Source organism: Brevibacillus sp. HB1.1 (assembly GCF_013332445.1).
GTDB lineage: Bacteria > Bacillota > Bacilli > Brevibacillales > Brevibacillaceae > Brevibacillus > Brevibacillus porteri.
Genome location: NZ_JABMIV010000001.1, coordinates 359,823 through 385,598, shown reverse-complemented (window position 1 = coordinate 385,598; position 25,776 = coordinate 359,823). Strand labels below are relative to the sequence as shown.

At 43.7% G+C, this 25,776-nt stretch carries 29 protein-coding genes; 23 read left to right on the top strand and 6 right to left on the bottom strand.

The window, feature by feature from the left end:
- Positions 1-18 precede the first annotated feature (18 nt).
- Entirely contained in the window at positions 19-771 is a 753-nt protein-coding gene (locus HPY27_RS01810; protein WP_173621980.1) for a DUF4184 family protein, read from the top strand.
- Between the two features lie 31 nt (positions 772-802).
- On the opposite strand, the gene HPY27_RS01805 is transcribed toward HPY27_RS01810, so the two are convergent.
- Positions 803-1,753: an AAA family ATPase gene (locus tag HPY27_RS01805; RefSeq protein WP_069844681.1), complete on the bottom strand. Its 951-nt coding sequence runs from the start codon at positions 1,751-1,753 to the stop codon at positions 803-805.
- A 161-nt stretch (positions 1,754-1,914) separates the two neighbouring features.
- A complete protein-coding gene (locus HPY27_RS01800) occupies positions 1,915-2,511 on the bottom strand; it encodes a hypothetical protein (RefSeq protein WP_017249229.1) in 597 nt (198 codons plus the stop codon).
- Between the two features lie 718 nt (positions 2,512-3,229).
- Here HPY27_RS01800 and HPY27_RS01795 point away from each other — a divergent pair.
- The 7 genes from HPY27_RS01795 (at position 3,230) to glnA (ending at position 10,855) form a co-directional block, all read left to right on the top strand.
- Entirely contained in the window at positions 3,230-4,375 is a 1,146-nt protein-coding gene (locus HPY27_RS01795) for a chymotrypsin family serine protease (RefSeq protein ID WP_174224270.1), read from the top strand.
- Positions 4,376-4,444: 69 nt separating this feature from the next.
- A complete protein-coding gene (locus HPY27_RS01790; protein ID WP_017249226.1) occupies positions 4,445-4,753 on the top strand; it encodes a hypothetical protein in 309 nt (102 codons plus the stop codon).
- 572 nt (positions 4,754-5,325) lie between these two features.
- Positions 5,326-6,243 (top strand): RNA ligase family protein, encoded by a 918-nt coding sequence (locus HPY27_RS01785; RefSeq protein WP_174224269.1) that lies wholly within the window; start codon positions 5,326-5,328, stop codon positions 6,241-6,243.
- Positions 6,244-6,327: 84 nt separating this feature from the next.
- Complete coding sequence (gene hflX / locus HPY27_RS01780; protein WP_174224268.1) at positions 6,328-7,620, top strand: GTPase HflX; 1,293 nt, start codon at positions 6,328-6,330, stop codon at positions 7,618-7,620.
- Between the two features lie 7 nt (positions 7,621-7,627).
- On the top strand, positions 7,628-8,905 hold the full coding sequence (locus HPY27_RS01775) for a methionine gamma-lyase family protein (protein ID WP_017249222.1): 1,278 nt from the start codon (positions 7,628-7,630) through the stop codon (positions 8,903-8,905).
- Between the two features lie 169 nt (positions 8,906-9,074).
- Entirely contained in the window at positions 9,075-9,485 is a 411-nt protein-coding gene (locus HPY27_RS01770; RefSeq protein ID WP_017249221.1) for a MerR family transcriptional regulator, read from the top strand.
- 35 nt (positions 9,486-9,520) lie between these two features.
- Complete coding sequence (gene glnA, locus HPY27_RS01765; protein WP_007719084.1) at positions 9,521-10,855, top strand: type I glutamate--ammonia ligase; 1,335 nt, start codon at positions 9,521-9,523, stop codon at positions 10,853-10,855.
- 40 nt (positions 10,856-10,895) lie between these two features.
- Here the strand turns inward: glnA and HPY27_RS01760 are convergent, their stop codons facing one another.
- Together HPY27_RS01760 and HPY27_RS01755 are read right to left on the bottom strand one after the other, a co-directional pair.
- Positions 10,896-12,104, bottom strand: a complete 1,209-nt coding sequence (locus HPY27_RS01760; RefSeq protein ID WP_174224267.1) for a site-specific integrase — start codon at positions 12,102-12,104, stop codon at positions 10,896-10,898.
- A 58-nt stretch (positions 12,105-12,162) separates the two neighbouring features.
- Positions 12,163-12,297, bottom strand: coding sequence for a ribbon-helix-helix domain-containing protein (locus HPY27_RS01755; RefSeq protein ID WP_174224266.1), 135 nt, complete (start codon positions 12,295-12,297; stop codon positions 12,163-12,165).
- 106 nt (positions 12,298-12,403) lie between these two features.
- Here HPY27_RS01755 and HPY27_RS01750 point away from each other — a divergent pair, with 106 nt between their 5' ends.
- Together HPY27_RS01750 and HPY27_RS01745 are read left to right on the top strand one after the other, a co-directional pair.
- A complete protein-coding gene (locus tag HPY27_RS01750) occupies positions 12,404-13,198 on the top strand; it encodes a Fic family protein (protein WP_174224265.1) in 795 nt (264 codons plus the stop codon).
- A gap of 260 nt (positions 13,199-13,458) precedes the next feature.
- Entirely contained in the window at positions 13,459-14,685 is a 1,227-nt protein-coding gene (locus tag HPY27_RS01745; protein ID WP_174224264.1) for a transcriptional regulator, read from the top strand.
- A 617-nt stretch (positions 14,686-15,302) separates the two neighbouring features.
- Here HPY27_RS01745 and HPY27_RS01740 read toward each other — a convergent pair.
- Positions 15,303-15,638 (bottom strand): helix-turn-helix domain-containing protein, encoded by a 336-nt coding sequence (locus HPY27_RS01740; protein ID WP_174224263.1) that lies wholly within the window; start codon positions 15,636-15,638, stop codon positions 15,303-15,305.
- Positions 15,639-15,805: 167 nt separating this feature from the next.
- Between HPY27_RS01740 and HPY27_RS30525 the strand changes: the two genes are divergently transcribed.
- The 6 genes from HPY27_RS30525 to HPY27_RS01710 all read left to right on the top strand — a co-directional run bounded on the left by HPY27_RS30525 (position 15,806) and on the right by HPY27_RS01710 (position 17,618).
- Positions 15,806-16,051: a helix-turn-helix domain-containing protein gene (locus HPY27_RS30525; protein ID WP_174224262.1), complete on the top strand. Its 246-nt coding sequence runs from the start codon at positions 15,806-15,808 to the stop codon at positions 16,049-16,051.
- A 93-nt stretch (positions 16,052-16,144) separates the two neighbouring features.
- On the top strand, positions 16,145-16,381 hold the full coding sequence (locus tag HPY27_RS01730; RefSeq protein ID WP_174224459.1) for a group-specific protein: 237 nt from the start codon (positions 16,145-16,147) through the stop codon (positions 16,379-16,381).
- Positions 16,382-16,415: 34 nt separating this feature from the next.
- Positions 16,416-16,712 carry a hypothetical protein gene (locus HPY27_RS01725; RefSeq protein WP_174224261.1) on the top strand — a complete coding sequence of 99 codons (297 nt, stop codon included), beginning with the start codon at positions 16,416-16,418 and terminating at the stop codon, positions 16,710-16,712.
- On the top strand, positions 16,709-16,939 hold the full coding sequence (locus tag HPY27_RS01720; RefSeq protein ID WP_174224260.1) for a hypothetical protein: 231 nt from the start codon (positions 16,709-16,711) through the stop codon (positions 16,937-16,939). Before HPY27_RS01725 ends, HPY27_RS01720 begins: the two co-directional genes overlap by 4 nt.
- A 93-nt stretch (positions 16,940-17,032) precedes the next feature.
- Positions 17,033-17,260, top strand: coding sequence for an AbrB/MazE/SpoVT family DNA-binding domain-containing protein (locus HPY27_RS01715; protein WP_174224259.1), 228 nt, complete (start codon positions 17,033-17,035; stop codon positions 17,258-17,260).
- Between the two features lie 178 nt (positions 17,261-17,438).
- Positions 17,439-17,618, top strand: a complete 180-nt coding sequence (locus tag HPY27_RS01710; protein ID WP_174224258.1) for a hypothetical protein — start codon at positions 17,439-17,441, stop codon at positions 17,616-17,618.
- A gap of 6 nt (positions 17,619-17,624) precedes the next feature.
- On the opposite strand, the gene HPY27_RS01705 is transcribed toward HPY27_RS01710, so the two are convergent.
- Positions 17,625-17,933, bottom strand: coding sequence for a hypothetical protein (locus HPY27_RS01705; protein ID WP_174224257.1), 309 nt, complete (start codon positions 17,931-17,933; stop codon positions 17,625-17,627).
- Between the two features lie 177 nt (positions 17,934-18,110).
- On the opposite strand from HPY27_RS01705, the gene HPY27_RS01700 reads away from it, so the two are divergent.
- From HPY27_RS01700 to HPY27_RS01670, 7 genes are all read left to right on the top strand, one after another.
- Positions 18,111-18,596 (top strand): hypothetical protein, encoded by a 486-nt coding sequence (locus HPY27_RS01700; protein ID WP_174224256.1) that lies wholly within the window; start codon positions 18,111-18,113, stop codon positions 18,594-18,596.
- Positions 18,593-19,801, top strand: a complete 1,209-nt coding sequence (locus HPY27_RS01695) for a DUF2800 domain-containing protein (RefSeq protein WP_174224255.1) — start codon at positions 18,593-18,595, stop codon at positions 19,799-19,801. The genes HPY27_RS01700 and HPY27_RS01695 overlap by 4 nt, the downstream gene beginning before the upstream one ends.
- The gene (locus HPY27_RS01690; protein ID WP_174224254.1) at positions 19,794-20,621 is read left to right on the top strand and encodes a DUF2815 family protein; all 828 of its coding nucleotides are present in this window, start codon (positions 19,794-19,796) and stop codon (positions 20,619-20,621) included. The genes HPY27_RS01695 and HPY27_RS01690 overlap by 8 nt, the downstream gene beginning before the upstream one ends.
- Positions 20,622-20,624: 3 nt before the next feature.
- Positions 20,625-22,598 carry a DNA polymerase gene (locus HPY27_RS01685; protein WP_174224253.1) on the top strand — a complete coding sequence of 658 codons (1,974 nt, stop codon included), beginning with the start codon at positions 20,625-20,627 and terminating at the stop codon, positions 22,596-22,598.
- A gap of 72 nt (positions 22,599-22,670) precedes the next feature.
- Positions 22,671-23,039 (top strand): hypothetical protein, encoded by a 369-nt coding sequence (locus tag HPY27_RS01680; protein WP_174224252.1) that lies wholly within the window; start codon positions 22,671-22,673, stop codon positions 23,037-23,039.
- A gap of 15 nt (positions 23,040-23,054) precedes the next feature.
- Positions 23,055-24,704, top strand: a complete 1,650-nt coding sequence (locus HPY27_RS01675) for a PcfJ domain-containing protein (RefSeq protein WP_174224251.1) — start codon at positions 23,055-23,057, stop codon at positions 24,702-24,704.
- Positions 24,701-25,552 (top strand): DUF3102 domain-containing protein, encoded by an 852-nt coding sequence (locus HPY27_RS01670; protein WP_174224250.1) that lies wholly within the window; start codon positions 24,701-24,703, stop codon positions 25,550-25,552. Before HPY27_RS01675 ends, HPY27_RS01670 begins: the two co-directional genes overlap by 4 nt.
- Positions 25,553-25,776 lie beyond the last annotated feature (224 nt).

Sequence of the window (25,776 nt, the reverse complement as noted above, 5' to 3'; positions counted from 1 at the left end):
CGAAAAGGGAGTAAGCGCATGCCTTTTACTTTTGCTCATCCGGCTATTGTACTGCCGTTACGAAAATGCAAGTGGTTTTCGTTCTCTGCCCTCGTTTTTGGCAGTATGGCACCCGATTTTGAGTATTTCTTCCGGATGCAGCCATTCAGCGTATACAGTCACACCATGCTCGGATTGTGGTTGGTTGATTTGCCCATCGCGATCCTATTAGCGTTTTTGTACCAGTACGTGGTCAAAAAGCCATTGCTTGCACGTTTGCCAGAGTGGATTGAACGAGGACTGGGCTACACAGACATTGGTAGCAGAATGCCAGCGTGGCGAGCGGTAATTGTGTTTATATACTCAGCGTTACTCGGCAGTTTGAGCCATATCGCATGGGATGCCTTTACCCATGATGGTGGACGTATGGTAGACCACTTCTTGTTCTTGCAACAAACGATCTCAATCGCCCATTATAAGGTGCCTGTTTACAAGCTGCTACAGCACGGCAGTACCCTTTTCGGCGGATTGGCCATTTTGTATGTCATTGCGCGAAGTGCGCGGAAAAACAGACAGATCGTTATGAGACAAGTACCTGTCTTGGAAAAATGGATGTTCTGGTTCGGGGTGGGGTTGTTTGGTATCGTGACGGTCTTTTTTCACGCATTCCTGGTAAAAGGAATTTCGCCCTTTGTCCATCCTTTGCAGCAAGTGGTCCCGTTTCTTTCGGGATCTCTGCTTGGAATCGTAGTGCTCTGCTTCGCTTTGGACAGGCTCAGATTGAAAAAGTAAAATCCCTCAATAATGAGGGATTTTATTGTTTCTAAATTGAAAAATCCTCGGACTTCAGATTCATTAAATCATCACGAGTTGGGTCAGGAATTTTGAGCAATCTAACAGCTTGCACACGTATTGCCTTTTCAATATTATTTCGCACATATCGTGCATTACTGAAATTTACATGAAACGGATCGCTCGTTACTGTAAGCAGTCTTCTTCTCAGTTTTTCACTTGCTTCAGCAGAGATTCTATACTCCTTGTTCTTTGCCATTACATTTGCAATATCCATCAACTCATCCACCTCATAATCAGCAAAGTTGATGTGGACGGGAAAGCGTGAAGGCAGTCCCGGATTTAAGTCAAGGAATGTATCCATTTCATCATTGTACCCTGCAATTATACAGACGAAATCATTGCCAAAGTCCTCAAGGCATTTGGTAAGACAGTCTACAGCCTCTTTTCCAAAATCTTTTTCACCGCCACGAGCTAATGAGTAGGCCTCATCGATAAACAGTATTCCTCCCATGGCTTTCTTAACAAGATCACGGGTTTTTTGTGCCGTGTGTCCAATAAATTCACCAACGAGATCTGCACGTTCCACTTCGGTTAGATGGCCCTTAGTTAAAACACCCATTTCCTTAAAGATCTTTCCGAAAAGGCGTGCAATTGTTGTTTTCCCAGTACCGGGATTTCCCTTAAAAACCATATGGAAAACTTGCTTCTCAATTTTAAGCCCGTGTCGTTCCCTTGCTTTATTCATTTTGATGAGCGCATAAATTTCATAAATCGTTTTCTTGGCTTCATGTAAACCAATCAGGCTTTCTAATTCTTCAAAAACAGTCGTTAAATTTGAACTCGACGTGGTACGAACTATTTCAGGTAAAGTATTTAGCTGCTTAACACTTACTGGTCGATTGAATACAACTTGAATTCGATTATTACTACTTGAAGATTCGAGCACCTCAGTTTGAGGAATGGCTCCTGCTTGCTTCACATGTTTCACCTGCCTTGACCATCATACAGAAAGTATACTCAGGAACATCGGAAAACCTGCCAATTTTTACGCAAGAGATTGAAGTGGATCATTGGGCGATAGAAATGTGTTTATTATTAAAATAAGAAAGGCACCTGATAAACAAGTGCCTTGGGAAACTACTACTTGATTGCGTCAAGAAGATCGTCTTCATTAATGGAAGGAAGTGCTTCAGATTCCGAAATGCTTTCAAATTGACTATCAACCAGTTTCTTCGAATTCAAACCTTTTGAGCTGGCGGATTTATAGAGTTGGTGAGGTGAATTTGGGATCAAGATATGCTTCTGAAGGTCTTCATCGTAACTACCATGTAAGAACAAGAGATATTCACCCTGCTCTAATTCTTGAAATTTAGGTGCTACGATGTCAGCCATTTCTTTACCACCGCCCGTGTCGAAACCAATAACACGATAAACTTCGACAGTATCACCTTCTGAAATCTTTTGGTCAGTCTTGTTGCTATATACTTTATCTACTTTAACCTCATATACATAAAATACGATTTCAGAAACTTGTTCTTTTCTGTACTCATTCGGTAATTTTGCTTTGATAATCACGTTCGAGTTTTCAACCAACTCGTCAGTTGATTTATAAATTTTAGCCAAAGCATTGCTATGAGAGTCAACGTGTGATGTTTCTTTGATTTCTTTAAAAGCGAGCGCTGAACCTACTCCAACAACTAAAGCTGCCGTTGAAATCATTGTGATTAATTTTTTCATTAACTACACGCCCTTTCAATATTAGTCGGTATAGAGCATCAATGTCCCAGTCAAAAACATCATGATTATCCATTATTGAATCTTCACTCGTATCAGATGTATGTACTAAACCAAGTAAATGCCCGAATTCATGTGCCATTGTATTAATCCTGTCGTCTTCGCCTAGGCTATCGCACATACTGGCAGAAATTATTACCTCGGCAGAATCGTAAGGAGAACGACCTTCTCTGCCAAATTCATCATAAGGTACACCTTAACCATATATGAGAGTGTATTTCGTGCAATCTTCTGATTTTTATGAAGAGTGTTTTAAACTAACATAGCCAGTATATATATTTCTACTAATCGTAATAGCCTATGTTTGTGCAATACCATACTACTCTCTTTAAGCGCCCAAAATGGTATACTCAAGTGTTGGATGAAGTGTTTGGGTAGGAACTATTTATGTTTGAGCGTCACAAGAAACAAAATTAATATGCTTGCTATGCTGAAGATGTATGTTCTGGTTAATCGAAGTGGTGGTCTTATGCGCTAAAACGGGCAGGCGTTGTTGCGATTTCCAATATATGTTATGTTTGGTGTATTTTTAAAAATGTCTATGGAGGCATATATTATGAAATTGAAATATGCTGTGCTGAATTTAATGGTGGTTGGTTCAATGTCTATTTTGCCACTTTCTAGTGCAATCATTGCTGAAGGGAAAGAAAAGGAGAATTAAGTGCGTTATGTTACTCCTTTTAATGAAGATGAGTTCTGGGATAGGATGGAGACTCAGAAACGCATACCTGACCTAATCAAGTATTTAGAAAAAGAGTTTGATGATAACTATGCGGGTCTATATGTTGATCAAGAAAACGGAGGAATAGTTCATATTGGCTTCCATTCCATCGCTCAAAAAGAAGAGTTGAATAAAGTTGAAGACATATTGGGGGAAGATGTAGAGGTTGAATATGACGAAGTGAAATATTCCAATGAAGACTTAGATAAAGTTGTTGAAGAGATTTCGTTAAGCATTGATAAATCAGAGGAAAACATAGTAAACATCTCCTCTAGCTTTAAAGATCAGTCTGTAATCGTAGGATATACTGAAGATGAAAGTGAAGCAAAAGATAGTGTAGAAAAAAGTTTGAACAAAAAATCAATTAGAAAAATGGATCTGGAGGAGTCATTAATTAAGTTTGAACAAACAGAAAAAATTGAGCCTAAGATAGATAGAGCGCAAATAAAGGTTAGACCCGTTCCGGGAGCAGCTCAAATGAATTTTTCAGGAAGCGGTTTTTGCACAAATGGCTTCTCGGCAAAAGATTCAAATAGCTCTACTTACTTTTTAGTTTCAGCAGGGCACTGCGCCGAAAGTACGGGGCAGCAAGTTTTCCAAAGCTACGATAAAGACAATTTAATCGGTACCGTTCATACAAAGATATTTCACTGGGGTAGCTCAGTAGATGTATCCTTGGTTAAAGTTAAATCTGGGTTGACTACTCACAACATCTTAACTTCATCTGGAAGTAAATATGATGAAGCAGGATATCAAATTATTGGAGAACAAATCAGTGATTGGGAAGGTATGGGAGTGTGTACATCATTAGGTCAATCTGATACTCAAATGTGTGGATTTGTACAAGGAACAAATGAAAGTGTATATGCGTTTGGCGGTCATTTAAAAAACCAGAAAAAGGTTGGGCTAAAAGTTGTAAATGGAGACAGCGGATCACCAGTTGGAGCGCCTGATTCTAAAAACACAAAAAAGTTATATTTGTATGGAATCGTTTCTGCTGCTAAATCTAATGAGAGTGTTGCATATTTAACTTATATTGGTAACATAAAAGCAGAAACAGGTATCAAAACAATAACGGGCAAATAGTTTCGAAATACTAACACACGCCCAGTTAGGATTCGTTTGTGGGCGTGTGTTAGCAAGGAGGTAAATCCTATGAAGAAAGTAATAACATACTTGATGATATACTTGCTCTCTGGGACTTTCTTGTTTTTCGGAAAAGTATTTGTTTATATGCTAGGTGATGAACATGCATTTGGAAATTCCGCGCCTTTTTATTTTAGCTATTTCATATATTACATTGTGGTGCTCTATATCATTTATCTTGGTGTCAAAAGGTTGGGGTTAAATAATCGAAGTAAGACAAATAAAGCACTGGATATTACAATATTTATTATTTATGTTACTCTAGTATATTTGATTGCAATTGCGTTTATCTCAAAATACGTTGTCTACTTTGTGTAGACAGAAACGTCTTGCTCGAGTTGCAAAAACACCTTTAAAACAAAGACTGAATGAAAAGGTGATTTTAGAAGAAGCACTCATGATCGAGTGTTTGAGGAAGACTGAGTTACATTCACAACACGTAATAACTGGAATGTATAACATTTTTAAAGATGGAAAAGTAAATGGTATCTGGAATGATAAACTACAATTTATCTCTGATCCCCTTGATGAACTAGAGCAGGTGTGAGGAGCCAAAGGACTGTGACTTCTTTGTAGTCTTGTTTAGCTAAAAAGGGAAGAGAGTACTTCCTTCAATTCTCCAATTACAAATCCAAGGCAAAAAGAAACCTCAGAAATTAGGCCGTGTGCAATCAGTGAGGCTAAAAGCGAGTCAATTAACCAAAAAAGAATTGATGAAACCAAAACCAGGAGATTTCATATAAAAATCAGCCTCAAAAGATAAACGACCATTACTCCGTAAGCAAAGAGTGATGGTCCTTCTGTTTTCTTCAACGATTCCCGTTCGGAATTCCATAATATGACATAATCTTCCAGAATAAAGATCTTTAACAAACATGTGGAGGCACAAGATGGAGCAAAAGAAATATACGGACGTTGTACGTCTCGGCCATCAAACGACAGAGGGTGTATTCAACGTAGGGGATTTCATTATCATTCAAGAAAAGCTTGACGGAGCGAATGCAAGCTTTCGATACGATGAGGAAACGAACAGCATCCGAGCATTCTCTCGAAATATGGAATTGCATGAGGATGAGAATCTGCACGGCTTTTTTCAATGGACACATCTGCTCCCAAAAGAGGAACTTGTGGCTGGCATGGGTTATTTCGGAGAGTGGTTGAATCCTCATAAAATTAAATATCCTCAGTATGAAAAACAATTCTTTTTATTTGATATGTACGATACCGTTGCCTGCGAATATGTGGATTTCTCTATCGTGGAAAGGGAAGCGCAGCGACTTGGTTTGCAACTCGTACCGGTCTTTTATCAGGGGGATTACCAAGGGGAAGAGCATCTCAGATCGTTTGTCGGCAAAACAGCTCTAGGTGGCAAGCTCCGGGATGAAGAAATCGGTGAGGGCATCGTCGTGAAAAATGCCGATTACCGGGATCGTTTTGGACGACAGTTATTTGTCAAAATCGTCACGGACGTATTTAGTGAAGTCAAACGTCAAAAGCCATCGAAAGACCCGAATCAACCGAAGTCGGAAGAAGTATTGTTTGTAGAGCAGTATGTGACGCTCGCACGTGTGGAGAAGTTTCTCTACAAACTGATTGATGAAGGTGTACTGGAAGAGACATTTGGCGTAAAAGACATGGGGATTATCCTGAAAAATCTGAATCTACGCATACATGAAGATCTTCTCAAGGAAGAGGCGGATGCCCTACCTGATGGATATGATGAGAAAGAACTCCGCAAAGTGATTAGCAAAGTGATTCCGCTTTTCGTGAAGGAGATTTTCTCAGAGAAAGCGGCAGGTAACCCATGACACAAGGATTTCAGTTGGCGTGCCCTGCTGCCGTAACGTTTTGGGCAAAATGTGGTATGATAGTGCATGAAGGGGCGTGAATCGGTGAACGATCTGATCAAAACGAAAGAAACAGCCATACTGATTGGTTGCTATTTAGATAACCGGAATGAAGAAAGAACCCGTCTTTCCATGGAAGAATTGCATGAGCTGGCCGCTACTGCTGGTGTAGAAGTACTGGACGTCATCACGCAAAATCGGGACCGGGTTGATTCTGCCTGGTATTTGGGGACAGGAAAAATTGATGAAATCGCGCAGAGGGCTGAAGAGCTGGATGTGGACGTCATCATTTTCAACGATGAGTTGTCTCCGAGTCAGACTCGTAATTTGGATAAAGTTTTTGATTGCAAAGTGATTGACCGTACGCAGCTCATTTTGGATATTTTCGCAGGGCGTGCACAGTCGCGTGAAGGGAAAATCCAGGTAGAGCTGGCGCAGTACAACTACCTGCTGCCTCGGCTTGCCGGGCAAGGAAAGCAACTGTCTCGTCTCGGGGGCGGAATCGGTACGCGTGGTCCGGGTGAAACCAAGCTGGAAAGCGACCGTCGTCATATTCGCAAGCGGATTAGTGAACTCAAGCAGCAATTAGAGGATACAGTTCGGACGAGACAATTGCATCGGGAGCGTCGGAAGAAAAACAATGTGTTCCAGATTGCGTTGGTCGGCTATACGAATGCTGGGAAGTCGACGATCCTCAACAAGCTTACGAATGCAGACACGTTGCAGGAAGACAAACTGTTTGCCACTTTGGACCCGACGACCAGGCAATTGGAGTTGCCGAGCGGACTGGATGTCCTATTGACGGATACGGTTGGTTTTATTCAAGACTTGCCTACGAGTCTGGTCGCTGCATTCCGTTCGACGCTAGAAGGTGTGAAGGAAGCGGACCTCATCCTGCATGTGGTGGATAGTCATCACCCTGATTTCCAAGTACACATGGAAGTCGTAGACAAGATTTTGCGCGAGCTAAAAGCAGAAGAAATTCCGCAGTTTGTCGTTTTCAACAAGGCAGATATGCTCACAGAGGGCTCTTACTTGCCGCGTGCAGACGAATCGATTCTGATTTCTGCCATGCGGGAAAATGACCTGAAGCAACTGCTCACCCGGATTGAGTCATTTGCCCTGCAATCTTTCAATGAGATGAAGCTGCGCGTTCCAGTTGAGCGCGGAGACATTCTTTCTTTATTGCATCGGGATGGGGTAGAGATGGAACAAGAATTTAATGAAGAGGAAGCGGCCTACTTGATCACCGTTCGTGTGAACAAGGATAATCCGATATACGGCAGGATTGTTCCTTTCCTCCTGGATAAACCAGAGACTGTTGAAGAGAGTTGGTAAGTAACAGATGTTTTCATATTTTTCCCATGGAGAAAAGCTTCGCCCCCTCGTAATGGAGGTGGAAGCGACAATCTCAGAGAGACATCGTCAAATTTCCGCTTTGGTGGATACGAATCAACTGAAAGTATTGCGTTCCTTCCAAAAGCATGAAGTCAATGAATTTCATTTTTCAACATCCACAGGCTATGGCTACGATGATTCTGGACGTGCAACGCTGGAATCGATTTACGCCGAAGTGTTTGGTGGCGAGGCGGCATTGGTGCGTAACCATATTATCTCGGGTACACATGCGATTGCGATTTCATTGTTTGGCATTCTTCGTCCAGGCGATGATCTTCTCTATATTACGGGCAAGCCATACGATACGCTTGAAGAAGTAGTAGGTGTGCGCGGCGAAGGGCAAGGCTCACTCAAGGATTACGGCATCGGTTATAGCTACGTGCCTTTAACGCCAGAAGGTGAAATTGATTTTGTGGCAGTCGCACAAGCGATTACACCACAGACGAAGGTCATTGGGATTCAGCGTTCGCGAGGCTATGCAGATCGACCTTCTTTTACCATTGTGAAAATCAAAGAAATGATACGGGTTGTAAAAGAAATCAAGCCTGATCTGATTGTATTTGTAGACAACTGCTACGGAGAGTTCACGGAGGAGCAAGAGCCATTGCACGTAGGTGCAGATATCATGGCAGGCTCTCTCATCAAAAACCCGGGTGGCGGCTTGGTCAAGACAGGCGGTTATATAGTAGGACGCGAGGATTTGGTTCAGCTCGCATCGTATCGGATGGCAGCACCGGGAATTGGCGCAGAGGGTGGTGCATCGCTCTACTCGCTTCTGGAGATGTTCCAAGGCTTTTTCTTGGCCCCACACGTAGTGGGAGAAGCTTTAAAAGGAGCCGTATTCTCTTCGGCAATGCTGGAGCGTCTGGGCTTCAAAACAAATCCACTGTGGCATGAGCCGAGGACCGACCTGATTCAATCCGTGGAATTCGGTAGTGCAGAACGACTGATTACGTTTTGCCAAGGGATCCAAAAAGCAGCACCAGTCGATTCACACGTCACTCCGTATCCAAGTGAAATGCCTGGGTACGCTGATCCTGTGATTATGGCAGCAGGTACGTTTATTCAAGGGGCGAGCATCGAATTCTCGGCAGATGGCCCAATTCGTCCACCTTACTTGGGCTTCGTTCAAGGCGGGTTGACGTACTCGCACGTAAAAGTGGGGATTTTGACGGCGTTGAACGGGATGCTGGAAAAAGGCTTACTCGAAATTCCGGGTGAATAGGATAAAAGCGCATGGAACGGACGGCATTCTCTTGATGATGGAGGATGTCGTTTTTTTATGTGAAAAAACTGTACATAACTTTCTGTGTAATATTATCTAACATCTATTGACAGGGATTTTGTTATAAAATAGAATAAGACTAAGAAATACGAAACAGGAGGGACAAGTCATGAGTGATGACCTTCGCCGGAATATGGCCCTCTTTCCCATTGGGATCGTCATGAAGCTGACGGATCTCACTGCGAGGCAAATCCGTTATTACGAACAAAACGACCTGATTCAGCCCGCCCGCACAGAAGGGAAGCAGAGGCTCTTTTCTTTCAACGACGTAGATCGCTTGTTGGAGATCAAGGCTCTGATTGAAAAAGGACTGAATATTGCAGGGATCAAGCAAGTCCTGCAAATGCAAGAGCCTGCTATGGAACAAACAGAGATTACCACGACGTCCGAAGAGAAACGCAAGGACATGTCCGACAAAGAGCTGCATCAGCTCCTAAGGCAACAGATTATGTATCGCGATGCCTCTCGCCATGGCGAGGGTGCATTGATACGTGGAGAGCTTTCCCGCTTCTTCCACTAGATAGAAAGCCGATATAGAGACAGGAGGAGAGAAATGTGAGCAAGTTTACAAGAGAAGACATCATGCGCATGGCCCAAGAAGAGGACGTAAGGTACATCCGACTGCAGTTTACCGACCTGATGGGGATCATTAAAAACGTAGAAATCCCGCTGTCCCAATTGCCAAAAGCACTCGATGGCAAAATGATGTTTGATGGTTCTTCCATCGAAGGCTTCGTTCGTATCGAGGAATCCGACATGTACCTGGTACCTGATCTGGATACATGGGTTGTATTCCCGTGGGGCAATGAGTTTGGCAAAATTGCACGTCTGATCTGTGATATCCACATGCCAGATGGCTCTCCATTCGAAGGAGATCCGCGCTACATCCTGAAGCGTGCCCTGAAAGAAGCCGAAGAAATGGGCTTCACAGCATTCAACGTAGGTCCAGAGCCTGAGTTTTTCCTGTTCAAGCTGGACGCAAAAGGTGAGCCTACGCTGGATCTGAACGACCAAGGTGGATACTTCGACTTTGCTCCACTCGACTCCGGTGAAAACTGCCGTCGTGATATCGTATTGACGTTGGAAAAAATGGGCTTTGAAGTGGAAGCATCTCACCACGAGGTAGCTCCAGGTCAACACGAAATCGACTTCAAGTATGCAAATGCACTTCAAGCAGCTGACCAAATTTTGACGTTCAAACTGGTTGTTAAAACCATCGCGCAAAAACACGGTCTGCATGCGACCTTCATGCCAAAACCGCTGTACGGTGTAGCTGGTTCCGGTATGCACGCGAACCAATCGCTGTTCCGTGGTAAAGAAAATGCTTTTTATGACGAGTCCGATGTAATGGGACTGAGCCAAACAGCGAAGCATTACTTGGCAGGTATTTTGCAACATGCTCGTAGCTTTACTGCGATCACGAATCCGCTCGTAAACTCTTACAAGCGTTTGGTTCCTGGTTACGAGGCTCCTTGCTACGTAGCTTGGTCTGCGAAAAACCGTTCTCCATTGATCCGTATCCCTGCTTCTAGAGGCTTGAGCACGCGTATTGAAGTACGCAGCCCAGACCCTGCAACGAACCCATACTTGGCGTTGGCAGTTATGCTGAAAGCTGGTTTGGACGGAATCAAAAACAAGCTTACGCCACCACCTGCCATTGATCGCAACATCTACGTGATGACCGAGCAAGACCGCGAAGCAAACGGAATCGAGAACTTGCCTGCTACTTTGAAAGAAGCAATCGAGTGCCTGAAAGCAGATCCGGTGATTTGCGAAGCATTGGGCGAGCATGCATTGGTACACTTTATTGAAGCGAAAGAAATTGAGTGGGATATGTTCCGCACACGCGTTCACGATTGGGAGCGCGAGCAATACATGACTGCTTACTAATAAGCGAAACCCCTTGTGCCTGTAGGTGCGAGGGGTTTTTCTATTTGGTGGGCAAATTTGATTTTTTAAGAGGTTTAACATTTTTGCCCACGATTTGCCCACTATTTTTTTCTGAGTACACACTTTCCATGTAGCTTTCAAACTTGTCCATGTTATCTAATTCAATTTTCTTTGAGATGTGAGCATACACATCTGAAGTGATCTGGATACTGCCGTGTCCTAATCGTTCTTGGATGTATTTCATATCAGTTCCAGTTTCCAATAGTAGCACTGCGTGAGTGTGCCTGAGAGAGTGAATAGGGATTGAGGGAATGTCTAATCTTTTGAGAGTACGGGAGAAAGCATTAAAGAGTGACGATTTTGGGACATAATTACCATCGTCTCTAGTTAAAACGAGATTTAGATCGTGGTGGTAAAGTTCGTTTAAAGCCAGTTTTTTCTGGTTTTGATACTTCATATGTTGCTTTAGATCATCAGCTAACGTTTTGCTCATTCGAATGACTCTAGTTGAGTTATAAGTTTTTGTATCGCCAAATAGCTCACTTTTGTCTTTTGCTTGAAAGTCCATAGTTTTGTTAATACTAATCGTCATATTCTTAAAATCTATGTCCGACCACTGTAGAGCTCCTGCTTCCCCTTTACGCATACCAGTTTCAATTAGCACTTTAAAATACAGCCAATAAATATAGCCGTAAAGGTGTACTGCTTGTAAAAAACGGGGAATGTTACTTGTTTCCATGAATTTTATACCGGTCTTATTTTCTTCGCGCCCCTTGATGGTAACACCGTTGCAGGGGTTCTTTTCGATCTTATTAAGTGTTAATGCTTTTTCCATTGCATTGTTTAGAGTTGAGTGGATCAATTCAATAGTTCGCTTACTGTAGTCTTTATTTTCTGTAAGGTGATTAATAAATTTTTGATACATAATCGGTTTTAAATCTTGTAACATGATTTTTTTAAAATATGGAACAATATGATTTGTAATGTTCCTGCTGTGCAATTTAAAGGTATTTTTACGCACAGTGTCTTTTTTATACTCATCTAACCAAATCATAAGAAAATCTTGGAGTGGTAGATCCTTTTGCTCGTATCCCTCCAATAAACTGTTTTCAAATTCGTTGGCCGCAAGTTGTGCTTCTTTCTTAGTTGAGAAACCCCCTTTTGTTTTTTCTTTGTATTCCTGAGTGAAAGGATCAGTGTATTTTAGTCGATACTCCCATTTTTTTCCTCGCTTTCTGAAACTAGCCATAACATTTTCTCCTTACATTTTGAATGTAAAAAAAGCGCATCCGATTGGGTGCGTCTTTTTATTGATGCCTTTTTTGAAGCAAAGTAACAATGTAATTACTTAAGCTCCTGTTTTCATTTTTCGCTTCTTGTTCCAGCTTCTTTTTTAATTCTACAGGCATTGTTATAAGTGCTTTAGTAGTTTCTGATGACATGTTATTCACCTCCTATACAAAGTATAAACATTTTAATATAGTATTGCAATGATTTGTATCTATGTATATACTTTAGATATCTAATAGATATATAGGAGATATCCAAATGAATAAGAGCATGCTTTTAGAAATGCAGCCTTTTAGTTATTTTGCTTCAAAATGGGATCTAAGACAGTCTATCAACGAACGGGTAAGGAAATTAAGAAACAAGCTTACCCGATCAACTTTGTGTGTGTTAGATGTATTAAGGTTACGATCGATGAAAGTTTTAGGAGTCGCATACCTAAAAATCGAAACAATCATGGCTTTAACAAAAGTAAGCCGGGCAAGTGTGGAAAGGGCGATTAGGAAGTTGGAGCAGGAAGGGATTATAAAACGTATTTCTACTTCTAGAAAAACGGGACTCCAAGGTGCGAACATTTACTATTTTCTACCCTCAAATGACGGGGTTGAGATGATGGGGTTGGACAAGCCTAAAGCGCCTGAAATATCAAAGGTTGAGGCTCCCAATCAGGAAGCTAATACTGGGGTTTTTAATACTCCAAAAAGACCAAAAGAAACTAAGAAAAATAACGTAAAAGGAACGCGCCTCGTGAAAGACAGCTCTGTAATTTCTTCTTACATCCCGAAAGAATTCTTCAAGCTGATCCAGCAGGGCTTTGAGTGCGGTCACGTGATTAAGCAATTCTGGAACAAGGTGGTCCTGTTTAAGCGGGTGACCGGGTGGACTCGGAACGAAAACGTGTTGCCAGTTGCCGCCGATGCATGGGAGTACACCAAGAACGAATACAAGAGGGATAAAAAAGAGTGGGGGATTGATCGATTCCTGAAATGTTTCTACGGGACGATGAAGCGGATCGAAGAGAAGAGAGTTGAGGAGCACGCAGCGATTTGGACGTGATCCTAGAAAAAAAGTTGTATAAGCAATAATTTTTTATTAAGAAAAATGTTATACTAGCTGGGTGAATTTTACTTTTGTTAACAAGCAATCTAAAAACTGGTAAAAGCAAAAAGCCAACGGGATGTATACGGTTCGAAACTGTATACACTCTTTACCACCAAGATCTAGTATTGGCGGCGGGCCGACAAGTGAATATAGGAAACCTGTTGCCATCATTAGGAATGGATCTTTTTGCTTCTCAACGGGGAGAAGTGATTTGAATGGCTGTTCGAAATCGGGTAATTGCAGAGAGAGTCCAAGAAGCAATCGATTGCAGTGGAATGAAAAAACAGCATATTGCTGCGAATATAGGTGCCAATTATAAAGACTTTTGTCGATGGGTGGCTGGAGGAAGGCCATTTGAGATACATGCTCTTGTAGATGTTTCAGAAATGCTAGGGTTGCCAAAGGATCACTTTCTAAAGGACTTTTTGCGTGACTGCTGGGATGCCCCAAGAGACAAGCCTCAGAGGATTAAGGAATTTCTAATCTATACCAAAGTAGCAAAACTTAATGAGTACACCACTGAGATGATTGATCTTTTGCTAGAGAGTGGTAAACAGTTAGACATCTTGGTTGCTGCTGGAGTGCAATTAGAGGGGCGCGGTCTTCCTAATGATGCTCTATACTTTTACGAGACGGTGATTGATAATGAGCGAAACCGCCTGGCAGAGTGCCTTGCATTAAGCTATTATCGGCGTTTTATGATTGTTCGGGACTGGGACATGGACTATGCTTTTGAGGCAGCAACAAAGCTAGGTGAACATGTTAGGTCATTGCCTGACGATTTATTATTTGAAGCCTACGTGAATATCACAGCTGTTTTTTATGTATTAGATAAATGGGATCATCTAATAAAATATGGTAATGAAGTTTGTGGAATACTTGAAATGACAAAGAAGGAAAATGTCCGTCTGTATGCCAAATTTATGGCTCACTTAGGCTTTGCGTATAGGAAAAAAGGGCTCTATTCTAAGGCTACAGAAACTGAAGAAAAGTGCAGAGAACTGGGGGATAGTCAAATAAGCAGATGGGCTGATATGAACGCATGCTTAACTGCAATAGAAGCAGGAGAATATGATAAAACATACGAATTGATTGAGTTTATGAAAAAATACAGGGAAGATGCACCTAATAATCTTGACCATGTCCTAAAGGCGTTTCACGATCAAAAAAACTATCGCGAGATGGAATGGATATTATCATTATTCCCTCAAGAATTTAAATGTTTATTTGAAAAAAAAGATCCATATCATTCCAAGAAATCAATTCGGGTTAAATGTTATATCGCAGAACTATACTTTCATGAAAATAAATATACAGTAGCCATGGATCTCCTTTTAGAGAGTCTAGCTACGGCTAAAAAATTGCGACTCACAAATCAAGTCAATGAGTGTGCCGATATTATTTTTAAAAACAGCAAAATATTTACAACATTTGTTGATTAGTTGTGTGAATTTAAAAGATAAAAAAAGAAGGCGAAAAGGTATCGATAACCTTTGCCTTCTTTTTTATTGATGCGGTAAATCTTTACCATCCGCCTCCATTATCGAGTGTATAAATAATTGGAGATTGTGGTTTCAAGTTGCCTTTTTTTGTACCATAATGTTCCTTCGGAGACCATCCACCTCCATTGTCCGCTGATGCCCCTGTTGCTACCGAAAGAATAGATAAAATCATAGCTAGTGTAAGGAATGTACGTTTCATTTTTCCACCTCTTTTAAGTCATTATATATTAATCATATAGTACCACAATAAGGTTTAAATGTCGATAATTGTCGTTTTTTAGATTAAATACCCAAAATTGTTAATAAATTACTAATGGGTATTTTATGTATGATAGACTTGTGCCACTATATTTGAACATGTCTGATGAGCATTAGGAATTACCATCAGGATGACTTTTCGGGGGATGAGATAATGGTAGAACTTAATTCATCAAAAGAAAATCAAGGAACAGTTCAAATACTGCCTGAAGTAATAGAACTGTTTCGTGAAATAGCAAGAGACTGTAGCCTCGTAGAGATCAGAGAAATAATAGATACATACAAAAAAAGCCGCCAGGTCACTTAGACCGAGCGGCTTTTATACCGTTCTTGATAAACATCATGTGCTTTACAAAGTCTTCGCGTTCTTGTGCAGACAAAGTACCGTAGAAGTCGATCAGCTCTTGTAGATTCTCGTCCTCTTCCTGAGCTTTCTCTGACTCATCAATACCCAGCAAGTAATCTGTAGTCACTTTAAGTATTTCCGACAGGGAAGTCAATGTCTCAGGATCAGGCTTCCTTTTTTCGTTTTCGTATCGAGTAATTGTAGTCTCATTTACGCCCAACTTTTCAGCAAGGTCCTTTCTACTCATCTCCATAGCCAAACGAGCTTCTTTTATGCGCTGACCATACATTTTTATATCCCTCCGTACGATACGTGCCACTATGGAACGTATTATAGCAAAACACTCTAATGAAGTAAAACAAAAAATGCCAAAATGGAATTTTATTGTTGATTAATGCCGTATTGGCATTTTATACTATAAACGCATTCCAATTTGGCATTAGGTGGTGATAGAAAGTGGGACTAGACGAACTAGATTTAGAGAAGATAAAGCAAATTAGGCTCGACAAAAAAATCTCTATAGAAGAGTTATCACTCGCACTCGGATATGAGACGAGATATGGATACCAGCACGTTGAGAAGGGGAGACGGAAGTTGCCAGCATTCAAGATGCCTACACTATCTCGACTGTTAGGGACACCGATAGACGACTTATATAAGAAAAACTCCGAACTGACTGATATGGATAAATCATTCATATAGGGTGCTGCGAATTTAGTCTCCATATCAAATGCTAGAGGGGGAGAGAGCCTAGTGAACAAACTTGTCACAGTAAATATTGACGAACAAGAAGTAATGAACATGTGCCGTGAACGGGTTAATGAACTGGTGAAAGAGGTTGATGCAGAAAAGGTTTTTTGGGACACTACAGAGCTAAAAAAACGTACGTGCATGTGTTGGAACACCATACAGGATAAGGTTTTCTATGATCCAAGGTTCCCAAAATTTAAGGTAGGAGGAAAGTGGTATTTCCCAGCCAGAGAGACAAGAGAATTTTTGATTAAGTGGCTGTATGAACAGCCAAGGCATTGATAGATGGATAAAAAATGAAAGGAGACGAGAGAGGATGAGAAAATTTACCCCAATTTTTACGGAGCTGGAAATGGCAGTCACCAAAATACTCAATGAGCGAACTGCAATGGGCTTACAGGCTTCAATTTTGAGCGACACGACCATGAGTGCATCGGGAGATGTTTATTCTCGCCATGTGGTGATTGGAGACTCAGTAAGCTTGCATACGGTCCATCAGTTCTGCCATCAATCACCAATCGGTAAGATCGACGGGTTTGGTCTTATCGTTCATTGCGTAGGTATTTCAGATGTTAGAAAGTATACGCGGTATTTGGATGGTGAGGGGGTATGAGATACGACTTTGATTCTGCGATTAACCGAATAGCAGAGCTTTGGAGAATCTATCGTTCACTGCGAAATCAGCCAGCTGACGGAACCTGGGACTGGTGGATTGTGAATGAAGTAAACGAGCTGGAAAAGGAAATGGCCACTGCTCGTAACAGTGACCAATTCAACACTCAAACAAATTTGAATAGCACTATCCTACCACAGTTTCTTGAGAGTGGACAAGCTTTATGACACGCGCTGCTGCAGCCAGCGTCATCGAAGCGGATGAGCTGTGGTACACGCAATGATCGTGAATCTAACTGAAAATACAGGAGGAATAAGGATATGAAAGCAACTGGGGTTGTAAGAAAAATCGATAATTTGGGGCGAGTTGTTTTGCCAAAAGAGCTGCGTAACACCTTCGATCTTCCAGAAGGAACCCCGATGGAAGTCTTCGTGAACAATAACCAAATCATTCTCCAGAAGTATGTGCCTGGTTGCGCATTGTGTGGGAGTGTTGAGAACGTTCAAACTCATAAGAGCGGAAAGTTGGTTTGCAGGGCTTGTCTGTGAAACGAGGGCCTCGGCCCTGCATGCAGCTGGTATGAAATTGTCAGTTGCACGGAGGTTCGAACCTCCGAGTAATACATAGCGAGGTCATCGGGATCAGTCAGAGGAGCTGTACGGCTGGCAGAGAGGTTGGGCTGTTGGCAGCCTCGTAGATCGATGCGGGGAAGGGAGGTGAGTGAGGATGGATGAACAGCAGATCATGCTGAACTTTCAAGAGATCATCGAAGGTTTCAAATTGCACATCGATAAAGTGGGTGTTTATGACAACGAAACTGTTAAGGAGGCTCTTTGTGAGGACTTACAGCAATTAACCTATGTGGTTGCCGAAATAAAAGCCCGCTTGGAATCAAACGGGCCATAAACTACTTCATCTGGTAATCGATTTTAAAGCTTTCGATTTCTCGGATATGTTGAATACCCAATTTATTGCAGCTTTATCTTCTACCTTAAATCCGCATTTAAGCATTGCACCTTTGAAAGCGCCGTTTCCAACGTAATAACCGCCTGCTTTCTCAAAAATGTGCTTCAAGCCATAAGAAGTATGACGGGTATTGAAAGACTCAATGGGGTCAAGGTTAGCTTTGATCCAATCTGTTAATTGAATTTGTTGACCGAGAGTCAAATAGTCAAAAGCTTCTGGTTGGTTGTAAAGCTCTTTACCCGTTTCACTGGACAATTTAATTCGCTCCCTTCTTTAAAAATTGGTATGTCTGGATAACTTCCAATTTCGACAACGGGATAGAAAATCCTACAAAAAGTAAAAGACCCAGCGCGGGAACGCTGAGTCCAAAACAAAACACATTTGATTGCCACCATTGTATATCGATGGAGGCCCAAAAACAAGGAGGTAAACATGAACGTAACCATCACTATCAATGCTCCCGAGCTGGTCAGCGCTATTCAGACCTTGGCTCAAGCTTTCACGGGAAATCAATTGACTGCTGCGACAGCACCACAAGCTGTTCCAACATTCACGCCGCAAGCTGTTGGCGTGCCGCAGGCACCTGTAACACCGCAACCCGTTCAAGATTATTACCAGCAACAACCGCAAATTGTACCTCCGACGTACCAACCGGAGCAAGCTGTGCCAGTAACACCGCCAGTAGCCCCACCGCCTATTGCTGCACCGCCAGTAGTGCCGGGGGCAGTACCTACCGAAGCACCGACCTACACGATTGATCAATTAGCAGTAGCAGCTACACAGCTTGTGGATGCTGGTCGTCGGGAAGAACTTGTCCAATTGCTTGCTGCTTTCGGTGTACAAGCCCTGACAGCTCTCCCTAAAGAGCAATTCGGCGCGTTTGCAACTTACCTCCGAGCCATGGGGGCGAAGATATGAGCACTGTAGGGCATGAGGAGCGTTCACACGCGCTCCTCTCCGCCAGCAGCTCGCACAGGTGGCTTCACTGCACACCAAGCGCTAGGATTGAGGAAACTCTGCCTGACACGACATCAAGATCCGCAACGGAGGGAACGCTGGCACACGAGATCGGCGAGCTAAAGTTGAGGAAGTATTTCATTGAACCCATGGGAGCAAGAACATTCAATTCACGCTTGAAAAAGCTAAAAGAGAAACAGTTCAACGATGATCTGGTGTACGAGGATGAAATGCTTAGGCATACGGATACCTACCTTGAGTACGTGCAGGGAATCGTCCACGGGTTTAGCAGTCCGCCGTACATCGCAATTGAAAAACGGATTAACTACAGCATGTATGCGCCCGAAGGCTTTGGAACTGGCGACTGCATAATAATCGGCGGAAACACGCTTTATATCGTGGACTTCAAGTACGGCAAGGGTGTCGAGGTATCCGCAGTTGATAACCCGCAAATGAAGCTCTATGCGTTGGGCGCTTTCATCGAATATAGCTTTCTGTATCCGATTGAGAATGTTCATCTTGCGATCGTGCAACCTCGCTTGAGCAGCATTTCTGAATATCAATTGTCGATCACAGACCTGCTGGCCTGGGGTGAGAGCATCAAGCCAGTGGCGCAAATGGCTTTCAAAGGCGAGGGATCGTTTGCAACTGGTGACCATTGCAAATTCTGCCGTGCCAAAGCGGTTTGTCGGGCAAGGGTAGACGATCACATGGAGCTTGAGGAATTCAAGATGATGAAGCCGCCACTGATTTCTATTGAGGAAGTAGGGGTCATCCTTGAGAGGGCACGGAACCTAGCTTCATGGGTGAAACAATTGGACGAATACGCCTTGGCTGAATGTTTAAAAGGGAACGACGTTCCAGGTTGGAAAGCGGTTAATGGCCGTGGAGGAAGGGAATACACCGACATCGATGCGGCATTCGCTCACCTCGAAGCCAGCGGGATTGACGGGGCTATGTTGTTTGAACGTAAGCCGCTGACAGTTGCTCAACTGGAGAAGGTTCTCAAAACTAAGCAGTACAAAGAGCTCTTATTGGAAGCAGGACATGTCAAGACCATTACAGGTAAACCGACACTCGTACCGTTAAGCGATAACCGAGAAGCGATTAAGCGAATAAGCGCAAGCGATGACTTTAAATCTGAGGAGGAACCGAAAAATGAGTAACCAAGACCCTAAACGCGTTGTAACCGGAAAAGTAAGACTGAGCTACGTTCACTTGTTCACGCCACGAGCTGGCCTGAATGGTGGCGAGCCGAAATTCAGTGTTACGCTACTGATTCCAAAAACCGATGTGGCGACGAGACAACGCATCGATGCTGCTATTGCTGCGGCTATTCAGGAAGCTACAGGGACTAGGTGGAATGGTGTACGTCCTCCAATGGTTGCAACACCGATTCATGACGGGGATGGAGTAAAAGCTGACGGTACTCCATTTGGTGAAGAATGCCGAGGGCATTGGGTTATGACCGCATCTACTCAAGCAGATCGAAAGCCGGATGTCGTCGATATCAATTTGAACCCGATCATTAACCAATCAGAAGTCTATTCCGGAATTTATGCGCGCGTATCGATTCGATTCTTTGGATATCTCAGCCAGGGCAAGAAAGGGATCGGTTGCGGACTTGGCAACGTCCAGAAGCTTGAAGACGGACAACCGCTTGGTGGAGGAGGAGCTTCCGCTGCATCGGATTTCGGCAGCTTTGCTGATCACGCGCCATCTGTGCCAGCGTATCAACCGCCAACATATCCGCTACAAGGGTACGGAGCTCCACAGCAACCGCCGGTCTATAACCAACCGCCTGCATACGGCCAGCCGCAAGGCTATCCACAGCAAGGTTATGTGCCGCCTGCTGCACCTGCACAACAACCACAAGGATATCCGCCAATGCAACAGGGCTACGGTCAGCAACCTCCGGCAGCTCCACTAGCACAGTTTGACCCGATTACAGGGAAGCCGTTTAGTGGCGGCATCATGGGGCTCTAAGCCATGCGGCATTTATCAATCGACATTGAGACGTTCTCAAGTGTCAACATCAAGAAGGCGGGGCTGTACAAATATGTGCAGTCCCCCGATTTTCAAATCCTCTTATTTGCTTACTCTTGGGACGGCAGTCCGGTCCAGATTGTAGACCTTGCTCAAGGTGAATCCTTACCGATGGAAGTCATACACGCCTTATATGACCCGCAGGTTATCAAGCACGCTTACAATGCACCGTTTGAGTGGTACTGCATTAATAGTGTAAAGCACTCTCCGCTGGAACAATGGCGCTGCACGCAGCTTCATGGGCTGTATTGCGGGTACACTGCTGGACTTGCCGCAACGGCAGTAGCGCTAGGACTCCCAGAGGACAAGCGTAAAATGGGCATCGGTAACGCCCTAATCAAGCTGTTTTGCACACCAACGAAGCCGTCAAAAGCAAACGGCCAACGAACGCGAACACTTCCACACCACGAGCCTGACAAGTGGCGATTGTTCAAAGATTATTGCATCCAGGACGTTGTTACCGAAATGGAAGTAGATCGACGCTTGTCGGCGTTTCCGGTCCCGGTTCAAGAGCAAAAGCTATGGGAACTTGATCAGCGAATCAATGCCCACGGCGTGGCGGTTGACATGGGTGTTGTAGAAGGAGCTCTCACTATTGATGGGATCGTGACAGTAGAACTCATGAACGAAGCAATTCAGTTGTCTGGGCTTGATAATCCAAAAAGCGTTAAGCAGCTCATGGCTTGGCTAACTGAAGAGATCGGGGAAGAAGTGGACAACCTCCAGAAGGAAACAGTTAGTAAGCTGATCGATACGATTGACGAGGGGGACGCAAAACGGGTACTGGAGATCCGGCAGGAGCTTTCAAAAACATCGGTCAAAAAGTACCAAGCTATGCGCGAAGCTGTTTGCGTAGACGGACGTGTCAGAGGACTCCTGCAATTCTACGGAGCAAACAGAACGGGTCGTTGGGCTGGCCGTTTAGTGCAAGTACAGAACCTCCCGCGTAACTATCTGGATACCTTGTCACATGCTCGGGAGTGCGTCAAAGTAAAGAAAATAGATGCCTTGAAACTAGTCTATGGCAACGTGCCGGACACACTTTCCCAACTGATCCGCACGGCGTTCATACCGTCAACGGGCAATGTTCTGCTGGTATCTGACTTCTCTGCGATTGAGGCACGCGTAATCGCTTGGTTGTCTGGCGAACAATGGCGGCTGGATGTGTTTTCTACTCACGGCAAGATATATGAAGCCTCTGCCTCTCAAATGTTCGGCGTCCCTATCGAGCTGATCAAGAAGGGGAATCCAGAGTACGAGCTGCGGCAGAAAGGGAAGGTCGCTGAGTTGGCACTTGGATATCAAGGAGGTTCTGGAGCTTTAATATCGATGGGAGCACTTAACATGGGGCTTACAGGAGAGGAGCTCCCGGATATCGTGAGGCGCTGGAGAGGATCGAACAAGCGAATTGTTGACCTGTGGTACGGCTTAGAAAACGCAGCGTTAGAAGTCATGAGAACGGGGCAATCGGTCGGAATCAGAGGGTTGATTCTGTCCCGAGAAATTGACTCCTTCAACCAGCAGGATTTTCTGCTTATCACGCTGCCAAGTGGACGGAGATTGTTTTACGCTAGACCGTTTCTATCGAAGAACGATTTCGGAAAAGAAGCCTTGTACTATCACGGGGTTAACCAGAAAACACGTAAGTGGGAAGTCGTGCCGACGTATGGGGGCAAGCTTGTGGAGAATGTCACACAGGCGATTGCGAGGGATTGTTTAGCAGAGAGCCTTACTCGTCTTGACGCGTGCGGCTATCAAACAGTAATGCACATCCACGACGAGGCCGTTCTGGATGTTCCCTTGGAAATTGCAGACATCGATACGATTACGACAATCATGGGCCAGCCGATCAGATGGGCGCCAGGCTTACCGCTTCGGGCAGATGGGTTCATGACTGATTTTTACATGAAGGATTAATAAAGAAACCAGGAACGTCTGCGGCAACAGCATTCCTGGTGATTCTCTGAAAATCTTGGGAGGTTTTTATCTATGTTATCAGATGCTATCTCAAAATTGAAGACCGAAATGGAGAGCGATAATGAGCATCCATACATCAAATTAGTCGGTGATTTTCTTATCCGTCACCTCGAATCAAATCCAGATGATGCAGAGAAGATCATAGCTGCTGACAAGACTATTGCAAAAGGTCTGGCTGCTATGAAAGCCGAGGCGAAGAAAAATCAGTATGACGGTATGGGCATGCTCACGGATACTGAGGGATTCGCAATTGTCTTGAAGTATTTCGGTATCAAGGGTGCCCCAGTCACTGTACAAGCTCCAACACCAGTTCTTGCCCCAGTCGTAACAGAAGCAGCGCCGCGTAATAAATTTAACGTCAAACTGGACGATTTTCTATAAGGGGTGAGTGAAATTATGTCTGATAAACATAAAGAATTTCTGGCTCACTTTCCAGAGAAAATGGATAAAGAGTTCTATGACTATGTGGAAAATACGGTTCTACTCTCGAGTAGATACTTATTCCTTCGGCGAAAAGGAAAAGACCAATTCGGCTACTGCACTCACTGCCGAACGGAATCAAAGACACCGAGTCTGTACGGACACAATGAAACTCAGCGCTGCAAGAAATGCTACTCGGTTGTAACAACAAAGCACGCTGGAAAAGGTCGTAGTCGTCTCATTGACGATGCATACATCGTTTGGTACGGAAAATCGCTGATTAATCCGAATGTGCTCACTGCCCGAGGTGTCTACGTCAGACGAGATTATTCCGGAGACTTCCGTGAAGTAAGAACCGGTTTCATGGTCCAATCAGAGTATCTTTTTGAATGCGGTAACCCACGTGGAAAAGGTAAGGAGCGATTTGGTAAAGGTCGCATGATGCGAAGAGGGTGGCCGGACAGATTCTATGAGCCGATGAGTATTTACACCGAAATGGAGCATTCAATGCAGAATAAGCCGTTGTACTTGAATGAGGAAAATATCGCAACAGCAGTAGACGGGACTCCATTTCAATACTGCCAGTGGAGAGAATATTTTGCGATCCGCACTGAGACAGAAGATATCTGGCGAGGTTTTAACCAAACGACGCGCAGAGCTGGAGAAGCGAAAAGCGATCTAGTCAAATTCTTTGAGCTAGCGGCAAAGTATCCATGCATTGAGTATGCCACAAAGCTAGGTCTTGCGGACATCGTAAAAACAAAAATCGATGGCGGGAGTACACTCAACGTGATCAATTGGCGCGGAGCAACCTTGGAGAAAGTGCTCCGTTTATCCAAGAATGAAATAGATTTGCTACGTAGATCAAATCTTAAAATGACTCCGCTTGCGTTGCACAGCTACCATTATCACAAAAAACAGGGATTACAGTTAACTTTTCAACAGGCATATGACGTCAGAGATTTGACCTTTGAACACAACGAAAAAACTTTAGAAGAAATTGAGATCCCTAAAACTCAAGCAATCAAATACATCTTGAAACAATTGCGACGTCCTGGTTCTGCCGAGAGGTATTCGTCAGCAGGATCGGTCGTCTCAACTTGGCGCGATTATTTAAGAGAGTGCCACGAGCTTGAAATAGATACATCGAAAGAATCTGTTCTGTTCCCGAATAATTTGGATGCTGCTCATAAGAAGACAATAGAGAAAGTGAAAATTAAAGCCGATGAGTCTTTAAACATTCTCATTGCTGCAAGATTGACGAAATTAAATAAACTCTCCTTTGAACATGGTGACTTCTTTATTCGACCAGCTAAAGATTCAATCGAACTGTTTTGGGAAGGTAAAACACTTAAACATTGCGTCGGTGGCTATGCAAAAGCATATGCCGAAGGCAAAAGTAATATTTTCGTGATTCGCAAGTTGAGTGAACCTGATACACCGTTTTTCACAATCGAGGTAAAAGACAATCGGATCACTCAGGCTCACGGTTTATCCCATCGTCTTCCCACACCTGATGTACAAGCCTTTATTAATCTGTTTGTTTCCAAGAAGCTCCTAACCAAGAAGCAGACACGCATTGAAGTAACTGCAATCAATCAAAACATGCAGGAGGTAGCCGTATGAGTGTACTGGTAAGAAGCGCGGAGGTCATCGCGGCGGAAATCCGAAGCATCGATGCCCAGACTCGTGAAATCGTCCTACGCAGTGCCATTGAGATCGGTAATCGTCTGAATGAGGCAAAGGAGCTCGTTGCCCATGGAGAATGGGGGCCGTGGCTTGAATCAAATGTTCAGTATAGCCAATCTACTGCAAACAACTTCATGCGTATTGCGGAAGAATACGGATCAAATTACCAAGCGATTGAGAATTTGACCTATACGAAGGCGCTGGCTCTGTTGGGTGTGCCTTCCGACGAACGGGAGCAGTTCGCGCAGGATAACGATGTAGATAAAATGTCAGCTCGTGAGCTACAACAGACGATCAAGGAGAAGAAGCAGCTTGAGAAGGAGCTCAAGAAGATCCAACAGGAGGCGGAGAAGGAGCGAAAAGAGCGCGAGGATTTGGCTGAACAGGTCGCAAAGCTACAGACGGAACTAGCTGACGCTAAAATCCTTGGTGACGCAGATGAGGCGCAAAAACTACAAGACGCGCTGTCCGAGGCACAAGCAAAAGTGAAGCAGCTTGAAAAGGATCTGAAAGCGAAGCCGATCGACGTACCTGCTGTTGTCGAGAAGATACCGCCAGACATTGAAATGGAACAGGCTGAGCTCCGGAAAATAGCAGCTCAGCCAGTTAACGAGACGTTAGTAAAATTCAAAGTCCAATTTGAAGGACTGGGGGCTGGCTTCTGGGACTTGCTGGCCACGCTGGAGGTAATCCAGGCGGCCGAGCCAGAGACGTACGAAAAGTACAAAGGCGCGATGCTAGGACTGATTGGAAAGATGTCCGAGAGCCTACAACAATCGCCTTAGTAAACCAAAACACCAAATTTACCGTCACGTCCAATGAAAAACTCTACGAACTATAGATATTAAATTATTTAGAAGATAACAAAAGGCGACAACACAAAGTACCCCTACTATTCGGCCATAAGTGAGAAACAAATCACCCATCGGGGAGCAGAATAGAAGAACTAGACTCATCATAATAAACATGACAAAAGAAATTAGAGTACCTCTTAAATCTTTCTTTATCC